Here is a 13,589-nt window from a genome sequence, read left to right on the forward strand (position 1 = left end):
AATTAAAAAATCCAGTAACCTTAGTAAGATTACTGGATAGAAATAAATAGATATATTTATTATTTAGAAACGACTTCTTCACCATTGTAAGAACCGCAGTTTTTACATACACGGTGAGATAATTTGTATTCGCCACAGCTTGGGCATTCAGTCATACCAGGTACTGAAATTTTGAAATGCGTACGGCGTTTATTTTTTCTAGTTTTAGACGTTCTTCTTTTTGGTACTGCCATGATTAATCCTCCTTAGAATAGACACTTAATTAAAATGTCAGTTCAATTAATACTATTATACCATTAATTAAACTGCTATTGCTCTTTATCATATAATTGTTGTAATTTCTGAAGCCTTGGATCAATTTGCTTAGTTTCAGAATCATCATTTTCTTGTTCTTTTTGAACTTCAATTAATTGATCTTCATCAATGACTTCCCAGCCATTACCTTCTGTTAGCATTTGATCACTATTCTCAGAAAAGGCACGCATAGGCTTTTCAATAATTACAAGTTCTTCAGCAATGTCTTTAATATTAATCATACCATCAGTCACAAGATGATAATGTTCATCTTCTTGATCGTCATCATCGGTATAATTATCATAGCCTTCTAAGTCAAATACTTCTGAAGTAGTTACATCTAAAGGCACATCTACTGGCTCTAAAGTACGTGCACATGGCATAGTATATGTACCAGTCACATGCATGTCTGCAATTACTTCATTAGATTTCACTGTTAATTGGCCTTCAACATTTATTTCTGATAGATCAATTAAATCTAATGACTCTTTCAAATGATCAAAATGAGCCTTTTGGTTAAACTCAAACGGCTTACCTTGATACTTTCTCAATTGTGTTATTGACCATTTCATATGGCTTCACCTCTAACAAGCACAAAATTTATTTTAACTTTCCCAACAAAAGTTGTCAAGATTTTTTCTTAACATATATTGTTCTGTTACAATACTAATGATGAATATTGAAAGGACGAAATGCAAATGAAAAGTGTTGGGCTCATAACTGAATATAATCCTTTTCATAATGGACATTTGTATCACGCACAACAAACTAAATTACACTCCAATTCAAATTTAACAATTGCGTTGATGAGTGGCAACTTTGTTATGCGTGGAGAACCTGCAATTTATAATAAATTTACTCGTGCTCAAATGGCCCTCACTGGCGTTGATTTGGTCGTGGAATTGCCTTTAATAGCTAGTCTTTCTTCAGGAGATACATTCGCTGAAATGGCTATCAAAGTAGCTGATTATTTAGATATTGATGAAATTTCTTTTGGAAGTGAAAGTGCTGATATAGAGGAACTACAGCAACTTGCGACTTATATTTCAACTCTTGAAAGTCACCCTGATTTTAAAAGTAAACTTAAAGAAGGAAAGAGTTACCCTCGTATATTGAGCGAACTTACCCATCATCATGAACTCATTCAATCGCCGAACAATCTGCTAGGGTTGAGTTATCTCAAAGCAATCAAACAATTGGCGCCACATATAAAAGCTATGACAATTAAACGTGAAGGTTCCCACCATCATCACTCTGAAATACAACATCATACTTTTGCAAGTGGTACATCAATTCGTCAATCTCTAACAAATGGCGATAATGAATGGAAACGTGTGGTTCCCGAATCAGCACACGCTTTATATCAAAAACCTCACGCTCTAATCGAAGATACATTTCCTCTTATTAAATATCAACTCACAATACAGGATGCTGATTCTCTAGCATCAATATACACTGTCAATGAAGGCTTCGAAAATCGTTTAAAGTCGATGGTTCAAGTGAGTCACTCACATAGAGAACTAATGGAAAATCTTAAAACCAAACGTTACACATATACTCACATACAACGCATTCTTATGAATGTATTAATGAATATATCTGGTCAAGATGTCAGCAAAGAAATCAATGCTGTCAGAATTTTAAGTATGAATGATACTGGCAGAAATTACTTAAAATATTTAAAAAATAAATTTCCTTATCGTCATTTCATCACTAACTTAAATAAAAAAAATGCCCATTATTTTCATAATGAAATTAAAGCTACAAACGTTTATAACCTAATCAGCAGTCAATCGCAAACAGATTTCAACACACCTATTATTTGCAAATAAATAACCATTTCAACACGTACCTTCACTGATTGAATTTCTGTCAGTAAAATGTGTTGAAATGGTTATTTTTTAAACATCAAATTTATCTTTTAATGCTTTTTCGACGTTTGGTGGCACAAATGCTGAAATATCTGCTTTATAGGCTGCTACCTCTTTTACAATGCTTGAACTAATAAAAGAATAATTTGTGCTTGTCATCATGTACATTGTTTCAATGTTATTATTCAACTTCTTATTCATTGAAGTTAAACGTAATTCATATTCAAAGTCACTCACTGCACGTAAACCTCTAATAATCGTTCTTGCTCCTACTTGATCACAGAAATCAACTAGCAAGCCATTAAAGTGATGAACTTCGACATTTGATAGATGTTGAACGGAATCTCTGATTAGATCCATTCGTTCTTCTAAATCAAATGTTCCACCTTTGCTGCTATTTTTTAATACACATACATGAATTTCGTCAAAGCGATCGGCACTTCGCTCTATAATGTCTAAATGACCATATGTAATAGGATCGAAACTACCGGGAATAACTGCTCTCGTCTTACTCATATTATTCTCCTTTTTCAAGTAACAAAGTATCTGTTAAACCATAATGATAACGCTTAATCACTTGGAACGGCTCATATTTGATATCCTCATGATTACTAAACTCACAAACGATAATACCATTTTCTTTTAATAAATTAAACTCCGAAATTCGTTCAATTGCTTCATCAATCAACCCCTTTTTATAAGGGGGATCTAAGAAAATGACATCAAATTGAATATCACGTTTAGCAAGTGCTTTTAGTGCTCTATCGGCATTATTTTTATATACCTCAGCTTGAGTCATTAAATCCAATTGATTTAAATTAGCTTTAATGACTTTAACAGCCTTAAAGTTTTGATCCACAAAAATAACTTTCTCCATACCACGTGACAAAGCTTCTATACCTAATGCACCGCTTCCGGCGAATAAATCTAAACCTATACCTGAAACTTCATGCAAACTATTAAAAATGCCTTCTTTCACTTTATCCATAGTAGGTCTTGTATTTCGCCCTTCAAGACTCTCTAACGCTTTACTTTTATGCTTCCCTGCTATTACGCGCATCGCTTACACTTCCATTTCAATAAGTTATTTAATATAATTTGTTGTATCAAAGGAGAATGATTAAAATATGAAACAATCTTTTATCAAAATCGGTGAAGGTTTAACAGATTTATTCGAGTTTACCACTCTCATCGAATACAATCACCCTCGTATCAATCGCATCATTTACTTTCATTCGCCACAATCTGAGAAACAATTATCTTCAGTAGCAATGATAATGAATCCAACATCTGGTAACCACTTCCAAGCCATGTATATCATGGTCAATGCTCTAAACTATCCATATCCTGATGGAAATAAGAAATTTGATATCATTAACACTGAAGCTGAAAAGTATGATATCCCAGTTGTAGGCATTGATGTTCAACCACCAGAAACATACCCTGACCTAGACTTATATTTCAACTATCTTATCAGTGTATTACGTCTACAGCGTTGGATTCCACCATTGCAATAAAACATGAGTGTTTATGACACTTCATGTTTTTTCCTTCTCATAAGTTTTCTTTAAGAACTTATAAGGCGATCCGTCAATATCTCGCACATATTTTAGCTGCATAAGTTTGTGCACTACATAATCAGCATCCGCTTCATCGACGTACATCACTACATATTTTCTTTGTCTATTTGAATGAACAATATGTCCATACTTTCTTATTTGTCGTTCATGCTTAATATGTTTTAAATAAATAATTAAACTCACTCTAGGAATTAAATTCATATCTTGCTCACTCCATTATTTATACATAAGTAATCATATCACGTCTATGTTTGTATTGAAATGACTATGATTCTTCTTGAAACACCATATCTTTTCTATTAAAGATGATTCTTATGCCCATTAATTTTTAAAAAGAATAAAATCATTACTATATGAAATGAAGGTACTATACTTTTAATAATAAGAAAATATTTGTTAAGCTATGTCTTATAATAAAGAGGAGGCTCATAAATGAGTAATAATAAAAGATGGTTAGTCAAATGTTCTTTAGCAACGGCTGGTATCATAGGTAGTTTGTTTTATTTTAATAAAAATAAAGCACCTAAACAGGCTAAGTCTATTCCAGCATTCTTCTCAGGTCAAGCACCCTATTTATTCGCCCATAGAGGTGGTATGGCGGTTCGTCCCGAACAAACTCAATTAGCATTCGACAATGCTGTAGAATACGGTCTAGATGGTTTCGAAACAGATGTACGTTTAACTCAAGATGGTAAATTAATTGTCTTTCACGATGCACTTGTCGACCGTACTACTAATGGTTCAGGGAAAGTAAGTGAACATACATTAGAAGAATTAAAACGTTTAGACGCAGGCTATCATTTTACAGATATTAATGGTACTACGCCTTATCGCAATGATCCACACGCTAAAATACTTTCATTTGAAGAATTATTAGAGATGTACCCAAACATGTATATCAATGTTGATTTAAAAGATGCTCCCAATACGTACGAAGGGCGTCTTGCTCCTGAGATCATGTACAATAATATTGTTAAACATCAAGCCCAAGATCGCGTACTCGTAACAAGTTTTCATAAAACTCAAATTCGACGTTTTGTCGAGTATAGTAAGGGAGAAATAGCTGTCGGTGCAAGTCAAGCTGAAGTAGCTGAAGGGTTCTTAAAATTTAATAGTATGCTTGGTAATACATTTACGCCTCAAGCTGATACATTTCAAATGCCAACTGAATTTAAAGGTGTGCCTTTAACATCTAAACGTTTTATTGAATGGCTAAATCTTAATAATATCGTACCAGGTTTCTATGGTATTAATAGTATTGATTTAATGACAGACTTGTATCATAAAGGCGTTCATACCTTAGTTACTGACCGCCCTGACTTAGCTAAACAATTTAAAGAAACACTTCTTAAAAAATAAGATGTTACAGCTTAAGGTTTCTCGATAGAGTTGAGACTCAATATAAAAATAATGACACTTATAAATTTATATTTCTTTCTCTTTGTAGGATTACATCATTTTTAGTAGATATATCATCATAAATCACATCTTAATCAGATAAAAAACACTTTCGATGACATTTTTATATTCACCGAAAGTGTTTTTATTTACAAATATTGTACGCTCTTCATATGTTCCTTCATCAACATTTACAATGAACAGTTGCAAGATCCACCAGTTGCACACCCGTTATGCCCTGTTTGGAAGAAAGGGTTCCCTGCTTCTATTTTTACGTTTTCTGAAACTGCAAAAGCAATTTTTGTGAGTACTTCATCAATTAAATTTTGTAATGCAACTTCCTTTGTTTTATATTCCATAACAACAGGTAACATTTCGTATGCACGCTTACGTTGACGTGTTTCCATCATAATTCTTTTATAGTCAGGGTGATATTTACCAAATCTCATGACATCATCGTATTGATCTTTTGACTTTAAAAATGCTTGATAAAGTAGATGTGCTTCGTCATCATTTTCTAAATTTTCTTTAGCATATTGATAATTTTGATATACTTCTGATTGAACAATCATATCAGATAGATTTTCTATCTCATCTAAAATGGATAATGTTTCTTCAGTAATCATTTTTTCACCCTTTCGTTTTTACTTTTCCAAGAAAATTAATGAATAATAATCTTTCATGACCTCTCCGCCCATTTCGTCATACTTATTATTTAACATGCGAGAGCGATGGATATCTGAGTTCATCCAACTATGAATTAAGGTTGGTACATCATCAAAATCATACCCTACATTCTGACTCGTTGATGAGTAAGACACATTGTTTTCATCGAGTTGTTGTGTTAATGCACTCTCAGTGAATTCAGCACTATCTGTACCTTTTTCAGTTGCTTCGTATAAATTAATTGAAGCTATGTGTGCGATATCATCATTAATTTTTAAAGGTTTTAAACCTTTTAATTCTCTCATTTGATTAGCTACTTCATAAAGTGTAATAAGTTGATTTGGGGTTTGTTCGAATGGTGTTTCTTTGTCTTTAGACTCCGAGCTATCCCCTTCATCTGTATTGAGTTTGTATGGTTGTAAGGCTGCTAATGTATCAGAATCTAAAAATCGAACTGCTAAAATTTTATTTGATTGTTGATCTGAGTAAACTTGTGCGTAAATATTACCATATTTAATTAATGTTTGAGTTTTCATGTCTTCATCTGACATTTCAAATCGATACGTCTTACCTTTAGATTGTATCGTTGGTTCAGGATTAATGCTTGTATTTTCAAAAAGGTGTGAAGCACTCTCGCCAATGGATAACGGATCAACTTTGACATCTTTTCCGGTTGCATAAACTGAGGTAATGATATCTTTCTTAGTACTTACAATATAATATTGCTTATCTTTCTTGAATATGTAATTTTTATAACCATATTTAAATGGATATGTGCGATCAGCTTGACCGTAGTGTTTAGTCATAAATTTAATATCCTTACCTATCCAAGTGCCGATACCTTGTTTAGGTTTAGGATTTTCAACATTTTTATTAGACTTTTGGAATTGTTCTGAGTGATTACTTTTATGACTTTTATTTGGATTTTCTAACACATCAAATTTAAGACGTGGTGAGTAAAATAAATAAATTAAAAAAGTAATTAAAAAAATGACACCTACTACTTTGATAACTAACTTTTTCATTACTCACCCACCTCTTCAGAATTAAGTTTATTGTACAAAAATATTCTATTAATTATCAAGACAAGCGATTAAGCTTTCTGCGCTAATTCACAGTTTAGTGCAATAATAAATTAAAATTTAAAAAAACTGACAAAACCCAGAATGAAGTTTTATCAGTATACATTGAATAGAAAGAACGAATAAGTAAATTATAGTCCTAGTGTTGCTTTGATTAACGAAGTTGTTTCTCCTCCTGGGTAAAGTACATACAATAGAATGTACACCGCTACACCAGTGATTGCTGTGAAGAACCAAATTATCGACGCAACCGGTCCAATCTTTCTATGAATATTAAATTTATCTTTAAAAGCTAAAATAATTTGTAATAATCCTAATATACCGCCAATAGTAGCTAAGTTGATATGGAAAACTAAAAAGATGGTGTAGTAGATTTTCACTGAAGCTGGACCACCAAATGCAGTATTTCCAATAAAAATAGTTCTACTAGCGTAAATAATAAAGAAAGTTAATGCAAAAATTGCTGCCCATAACATGACTTTTTTATGTTTATCAATTTGACGTTTCCAAATTAATCTCCATCCAATAGCAACTAAGATTGCACTAATGACGATACACGAAGTACTTATCGTGGGTAAAATAGGTACGCTCATAAGTTTCATCCTTACTTAAGTAAATTTAGATCATTTTTATTAATGAAACGACAACAACAAGTACGAAGAATACAACTAAGTAGTTCAATGAATAAATGAACATTTTTGTCGCCCATTTTGTTTGGTCAGAATCTTTCTTAAAGGTAGTCAATCCTAAAGCTAACCATCCTAGATTAAGTAATGTAGCAATGACTACAAATGTTACACCTAAGTCTGATAATAAGAATGGTAAAGGTAATAAGAAGACTAACCAAATAAACATGCTAATTCTAGTGCGTTTAAAACCTTTAACTGATGGTAACATTGGAATATTAGCCAATGAATATTCGTCACTTCTTTTAATTGCAAGCGCATAGAAATGAACTGGTTGCCAACAAAAGACAACTAAAAATAGCGCAATGGCTGCTAAGCTAATATTGCCATCGATAGCTACCCAACCAATTAATGGTGGTACAGCACCAGGAAAACTTCCGACAACTGTATTCCAAGTTGTATGTCGCTTAGACCAAATTGAATAATAAGAAACATATCCTACAATACCTATTAAACCTAAAACGCCTGATGGTACGTTTAATAAGAAAAGACAAGCTTCACCTATTAACATCATACCAAAGCTTAATATTAATAAGTTTTTATCTGAGATTCTATCGTTTACAGTTGGTCTACCTTGTTTACTAGGCATGATGCTATCAATATCTTGATCATAATAATTATTTAAAGCACATGCGCCCCCCATGATTAATGTAGAACCAACAATCATCAATAATATTTGAGGAATAGACGATAGGAAGGAATGGTTTGTCATTACAACTGCAAGCCAAGCGCCTGCAAATGCAGGTATCAAGTTACCTTGAACGAGGCCCATTTTAATAATTTGTTGTAATTCTTTGAAGGTTACTCGGCCCGTATCCTGTGACAAAGTGTGTTCTTTGCTCATAGTTCCCCTCCTTGAATTTTTCATATAGTACAATGATATAGCATATTTTACTAAAAGACTAGGTTTTATAAAATTAAATTGTGACACTTTAGCGACATTATAAATCGTCGATTTTGTGACACAATTAAAAATGGTATTCTTGTTATAATAAGTTAAAAGTAAAAATATGTACATTAATCTAAAGTACTAAAACTAACAAGTGTCAAAACAGTTTATAGCATATCTTTTGTCTCATACTCACAATATGTGATGCAATAAGTAGAGTTAAGATTAATGACAAATGATGGCAATGAAATAAGTACTTTAATTAATGATGGGGTGTTTATCATTGTTTAGAAAGCAGAACCTTAAATGGTTAGGTGTTTTAGCTACGATTATTATGACCTTTGTTCAATTGGGTGGCGCCCTCGTAACTAAAACAGGATCAGAAGATGGTTGTGGATCATCATGGCCATTATGTAATGGTGCACTTCTTCCTCAAAATTTACCAATTCAGACGATTATTGAATTAAGCCACAGAGCTGTATCAGGTCTTTCTCTTATCGTTGTGCTTTGGTTAGTTATTACAGCATGGAAGAATATTGGATATATTAAAGAAATCAAACCACTTTCAATCATTAGTGTTGCTTTCTTACTTGTCCAAGCGCTAATAGGAGCCGCAGCCGTTATATGGCAACAAAATGCTTATGTTCTTGCATTACATTTCGGTATTTCTTTAATTAGTTTTTCATCAGTATTTGTTATGACTTTAATCATATTTTCAGTCGACCAGAAATATGAAGCTGATGAATTATTTATTAAGAAGCCACTGCGAACATTAACATGGCTCATGGCAATTATCGTGTACCTTACTATTTACACTGGTGCTTTAGTAAGACATACTAAGTCAAGTCTTGCTTATGGTGCATGGCCAGTTCCATTTAATGATATTGTGCCGCATAATGCGCATGATTGGGTACAATTCGCTCATAGAGGTATGGCGTTTATCACTTTTATGTGGATTATGTTCACATTTATTCATGCTATTAAAAATTATCCAGACAATCGTACAGTACGCTATGGTTATACAGCTGCATTTATTTTAGTTATTTTACAAGTTATTACAGGTGCACTCTCAGTGATAACAAATGTAAATTTAATAATTGCATTATTCCATGCGTTATTTATCACTTATTTATTCGGTATGATTGCCTATTTCATCTTATTGATGTTAAGAACGACTCGTAGCATGAAGTAGTATCACAACAAGATTTTTTAACCTTTCATTTCTAGGTTAATTGAAAATAATATTTATAAACGCGCCCTTCAAGGTAAACTTAAACTAATTATCCTTGAAGGGCGCGTTCTATATACCTATACATATGTAATACATCATTGCTAGCATATATAAAATCCCGCCCGATTGTGTAAACTTTTAATTATCACACAATCGGGCGGGATTCGCATGTTATGATAGCTTTTCTATTTCAATAAGTAAATCACCTGTAGCAATAGCATCACCACTTACTACAGTCACTTGTTTAATAACACCATCAAATGGTGCTTGTATCGTAGTTTCCATCTTCATGGCTTCAGTAATCAGCAATGGTTGATTCGCTTTTACTTCATCACCTGTAGCAACCTTAACCTCTGTGACAGAACCTGGCATCTGAGCCCCTATATGACTAGGATTAGTTTTATCAGCTTTAGGTTTGACATTAGCATTTGTTTTCACATTTTCATCTTTAATATAAATTCGACGTGCTTGACCATTCATGGCGTAATAAATTGTACGATTACCATTTTCATCAGGTTCACTAATTGTTTCAAGTTTAATGATTAAACGTTTACCTGTATCAATTTCTATTTCAACCGTTTCACCATTACGCATACCAAACAAGAATGTCGGTGTATCAAGTAATGATAAGTCACCGTATTGCTCTTTAGTTTGAATATATTGGTTATACACTTTCGGATATAAGACATAACTTATAACATCTTGTTCTGTCACTTCACCTTGTTGCTTATCAGCTAACTCTTCACGAATTTCATCAAAGTTAACTGGCTCTAAATATTCACCAGGTCTCTCAGTAAGCGGTTGTTGACCTTTAAGAATAACTTCTTGTAACTTTTGATTAAACCCATTTACCGGCTGACCAATCTCACCTTTAAAGAATGAAACCACTGATTCAGGAAAATCAAGTTTATACCCATCGCTAAGTACTGATGATTCATCTAAATCATTCTGTACCATGTAGAGCGCCATATCACCCACTACTTTGGAAGATGGTGTAACCTTAACGATATCACCAAATAAGAAATTCACTCTACGATACATATCTTTGACTTCATCAAATCGCTCACCTAAACCTAAACTTTTAGCTTGTTGGCTTAAATTAGAGTACTGACCTCCAGGCATTTCATGTTGATATATTTCAGTGTTAGGTGACTTAATATCGCTCTCAAAGTCAGCATAGTAAGGACGAACAGTAGCCCAGTAATGACTTAATTCTTCTAAACCTTCAATATCAGTTCTTAAATTGCGTGGGAAACCATTGAGAGCATAGTATAATGAATTCGCACTAGGCTGACTCGTCAATCCACTCATTGAAGCAACAGCTGTATCTATGATGTCTACACCTGCATCGATAGCTTGTTTATAAGTTAACAGACCATTTCCACTTGTATCGTGTGTATGAAGATGAATAGGTAAATTAACAGCTGCTCGTAATTCACCAATTAATTCATTTGCTGCTTTAGGTTTAAGCAAACCAGCCATATCTTTAATAGCTAATATATGGAAACCTTCACTTTCTAGCTCTTTAGCCATTTTCACATAGTAATCTAATGTATAAATATTAGAGCGTTCGACATTTAAAATATCTCCTGTATAACAAATAGCACCTTCGGATATTTTACCTGCCTCTTGTACAGCTTCATTAGCAATTTTCATTTGATCGACCCAGTTTAATGAGTCAAAGATACGGAAGACATCTACACCTGCGTTGGCACTCTCATGTACAAATTTCTTAATAACATTATCAGGATAGTTTTTGTAACCAACAGCATTAGAAGCACGTAATAACATTTGGAATAAGACATTAGGTATTGCTTTACGTAATCTTTCTAAACGTTCCCATGGATTTTCTTTTAAGAAATTATAAGCCACATCAAAAGTTGCGCCGCCCCACATTTCTAATGAAAAGCTATCTTTGAATACTTCAGCTGTTTTAGATGCAATATTCATCATGTCCTTCGTTCTTACACGAGTGGCTAGTAATGATTGATGCGCATCTCTAAATGTAGTATCTGTAATGAGTACATCTTCTTGTGCTCGTACCCAATCAGCAAGACCCTTAGGTCCTTGTTCATCTAAAATTTGTTTCGTACCAGATAATTGATTCACACGTTCTTGAGATACTCTTGGAATTGATGTTGATTCATAATCTGGTTTAGGACGTTGTTCTACATTAGGGAAGCCATTTATCGTCACATTACCGATATATTCAAGTGTCTTTGTACCTCTATCAAGTGTGGGTGCGATATCAAATAATTCAGGTGTTTCTTCTATAAATTTAGTTGTATAGTCTCCACTTCTAAATTTATTATTTCGCATCACGTTGATTAGAAACGGAATATTCGTTTTAACTCCACGTATACGCATTTCTCGTAGTGAACGTTCCATTTTTTCTTCAGCTTGTTTAAATGAAACTGCATGCGTAGATAATTTAACTAGTAGAGAATCATAATATGGCGAGATTTCAGCCCCTTGGAAACCATCACCCGCATCCAATCTAACTCCAAATCCACCACTTGAACGATATGCAATGATTGTTCCAGAGTCTGGCATAAAATCATTCAAAGGATCTTCAGTAGTAATACGACATTGAATCGCATATCCAAGCGTTTGAATATCTTGCTGTTTTGGCATAGCTATTCTATCACCGAAAAGTGACTCGCCATCAGCTACTAAAATCTGAGTTTTAACGATATCTATACCTGTAATCATCTCAGTAATTGTGTGTTCTACTTGTACACGTGGATTGACTTCAATAAAGAAGAATTCATCACCTGAGACTAAAAATTCCACTGTTCCAGCATTAACGTATTTAATGTTCTCCATCAATTGAATGGCTGCTTCACAAATACGTTCTCTTAAACTGTTAGATAATCCTACTGAAGGAGCAACTTCAACAACTTTTTGATGTCGTCGTTGTACCGAACAATCTCTTTCATATAAATGTATGATGTTGCCTAGTTCATCACCAATGACTTGTACTTCAATATGTTTAGGATTATCAATATATCTTTCTATATAAACTTCGCTATTGCCAAAAGACTTTTCAGCTTCAGATTTAGCACGGTGGAAAGCATCTTCAAGTTCACTTTCTTCCCGTACAATACGCATGCCTTTACCGCCTCCACCACTAGTTGCTTTAATCATTAGTGGGAAGCCAGCTTCTTGTGCGAATTGCTTAGCTGCTTCAAAACTTTCAATTGGTCCATCTGTACCAGGAATAACAGGCAAATCTGCTTTAATAGCAGTTGTTCTTGCTTTGACTTTATCTCCGAACATATCTAAATGTTCAAGATGTGGACCTATAAATTTAATATTTTCTTCCGCACAACGACGTGCGAATTGTTCATTTTCACTTAGAAAACCATATCCAGGGTGAATCGCATCAACACCTGCACGTTTCGCTACATCGATAATGCGTTCAATGTTTAAATAACTTTCAGCAGGTCCTAAATCACTACCTACTAAGTAAGATTCGTCTGCTTTATATCTATGTAATGAACTTTTATCTTCATTAGAATATATTGCTACTGTACTGATATTTAACTCTGCTGCTGCTCTAAAAATCCTGATGGCAATTTCACCACGGTTAGCAACAAGTAACTTCTTTATTTGTTTCAAAAGCGAAGACACCCCTCGTATTTTTTGAATTTTCTAACTAATTAGATAATAAGATTTTATCTTAAATGATTGAATAATTCTATAGTAATTTACAAAGTTAAAGATAATTTAATTTTTTGTAACACTTTACAATACAACATAGTTATCGTGAGAACCCTCTACATGAGGAAAATCAAATACATCTATAACTTTACATAATCTTATTACTATCGATAACATAATTTTATCATTAAAAGAATATGCGCGCTAGTTTAGAATGTATGCTTTACAT

The 13,589-nt window shown here is 33.4% G+C and carries 14 protein-coding genes; 4 read left to right on the forward strand and 10 right to left on the reverse strand.

Annotated features, from left to right (window positions below):
• Positions 1 to 59: 59 nt before the first annotated feature.
• Both rpmF and V6C74_RS08230 read right to left on the reverse strand, forming a co-directional pair.
• On the reverse strand, positions 60 to 233 hold the full coding sequence (gene rpmF / locus V6C74_RS08225) for a 50S ribosomal protein L32 (protein WP_002435373.1): 174 nt from the start codon (positions 231 to 233) through the stop codon (positions 60 to 62).
• Between the two features lie 75 nt (positions 234 to 308).
• Positions 309 to 866: a DUF177 domain-containing protein gene (locus V6C74_RS08230; protein ID WP_016898770.1), complete on the reverse strand. Its 558-nt coding sequence runs from the start codon at positions 864 to 866 to the stop codon at positions 309 to 311.
• Positions 867 to 992: 126 nt separating this feature from the next.
• Here V6C74_RS08230 and V6C74_RS08235 point away from each other — a divergent pair, with 126 nt between their 5' ends.
• Positions 993 to 2,126: a nucleotidyltransferase gene (locus V6C74_RS08235; protein ID WP_002452983.1), complete on the forward strand. Its 1,134-nt coding sequence runs from the start codon at positions 993 to 995 to the stop codon at positions 2,124 to 2,126.
• 69 nt (positions 2,127 to 2,195) lie between these two features.
• Here V6C74_RS08235 and coaD read toward each other — a convergent pair whose 3' ends face one another.
• The gene (gene coaD, locus V6C74_RS08240; RefSeq protein WP_002452982.1) at positions 2,196 to 2,681 is read right to left on the reverse strand and encodes a pantetheine-phosphate adenylyltransferase; all 486 of its coding nucleotides are present in this window, start codon (positions 2,679 to 2,681) and stop codon (positions 2,196 to 2,198) included.
• Between the two features lies 1 nt (position 2,682).
• Positions 2,683 to 3,225 carry a 16S rRNA (guanine(966)-N(2))-methyltransferase RsmD gene (gene rsmD, locus V6C74_RS08245; RefSeq protein WP_002452981.1) on the reverse strand — a complete coding sequence of 181 codons (543 nt, stop codon included), beginning with the start codon at positions 3,223 to 3,225 and terminating at the stop codon, positions 2,683 to 2,685.
• 67 nt (positions 3,226 to 3,292) lie between these two features.
• On the opposite strand from rsmD, the gene V6C74_RS08250 reads away from it, so the two are divergent.
• The gene (locus V6C74_RS08250; protein ID WP_002452980.1) at positions 3,293 to 3,682 is read left to right on the forward strand and encodes a hypothetical protein; all 390 of its coding nucleotides are present in this window, start codon (positions 3,293 to 3,295) and stop codon (positions 3,680 to 3,682) included.
• A gap of 21 nt (positions 3,683 to 3,703) precedes the next feature.
• Here the strand turns inward: V6C74_RS08250 and V6C74_RS08255 are convergent, their stop codons facing one another.
• Positions 3,704 to 3,946 (reverse strand): DUF2129 domain-containing protein, encoded by a 243-nt coding sequence (locus tag V6C74_RS08255; protein ID WP_002452979.1) that lies wholly within the window; start codon positions 3,944 to 3,946, stop codon positions 3,704 to 3,706.
• 231 nt (positions 3,947 to 4,177) lie between these two features.
• Between V6C74_RS08255 and V6C74_RS08260 the strand changes: the two genes are divergently transcribed.
• Entirely contained in the window at positions 4,178 to 5,104 is a 927-nt protein-coding gene (locus V6C74_RS08260) for a glycerophosphodiester phosphodiesterase (protein ID WP_002452978.1), read from the forward strand.
• Between the two features lie 230 nt (positions 5,105 to 5,334).
• Here V6C74_RS08260 and V6C74_RS08265 read toward each other — a convergent pair whose 3' ends face one another.
• From V6C74_RS08265 to cyoE, 4 genes are all read right to left on the reverse strand, one after another.
• Positions 5,335 to 5,769, reverse strand: coding sequence for a YlbF family regulator (locus V6C74_RS08265; RefSeq protein WP_002452977.1), 435 nt, complete (start codon positions 5,767 to 5,769; stop codon positions 5,335 to 5,337).
• Positions 5,770 to 5,787: 18 nt separating this feature from the next.
• Positions 5,788 to 6,834: a CAP domain-containing protein gene (locus V6C74_RS08270; protein WP_103175555.1), complete on the reverse strand. Its 1,047-nt coding sequence runs from the start codon at positions 6,832 to 6,834 to the stop codon at positions 5,788 to 5,790.
• Positions 6,835 to 7,022: 188 nt separating this feature from the next.
• Positions 7,023 to 7,484, reverse strand: coding sequence for a DUF420 domain-containing protein (locus V6C74_RS08275; RefSeq protein WP_002452975.1), 462 nt, complete (start codon positions 7,482 to 7,484; stop codon positions 7,023 to 7,025).
• A gap of 25 nt (positions 7,485 to 7,509) precedes the next feature.
• Positions 7,510 to 8,421 carry a heme o synthase gene (cyoE, locus tag V6C74_RS08280; protein ID WP_016898772.1) on the reverse strand — a complete coding sequence of 304 codons (912 nt, stop codon included), beginning with the start codon at positions 8,419 to 8,421 and terminating at the stop codon, positions 7,510 to 7,512.
• A 328-nt stretch (positions 8,422 to 8,749) separates the two neighbouring features.
• Between cyoE and V6C74_RS08285 the strand changes: the two genes are divergently transcribed.
• Positions 8,750 to 9,658, forward strand: coding sequence for a heme A synthase (locus V6C74_RS08285; protein ID WP_002452973.1), 909 nt, complete (start codon positions 8,750 to 8,752; stop codon positions 9,656 to 9,658).
• 210 nt (positions 9,659 to 9,868) lie between these two features.
• On the opposite strand, the gene V6C74_RS08290 is transcribed toward V6C74_RS08285, so the two are convergent.
• A complete protein-coding gene (locus V6C74_RS08290; protein WP_016898773.1) occupies positions 9,869 to 13,318 on the reverse strand; it encodes a pyruvate carboxylase in 3,450 nt (1,149 codons plus the stop codon).
• Between the last annotated feature and the right edge of the window lie 271 nt (positions 13,319 to 13,589).

It is taken from the genome of Staphylococcus capitis subsp. capitis, assembly GCF_040739495.1.
Lineage (GTDB): Bacteria > Bacillota > Bacilli > Staphylococcales > Staphylococcaceae > Staphylococcus > Staphylococcus capitis.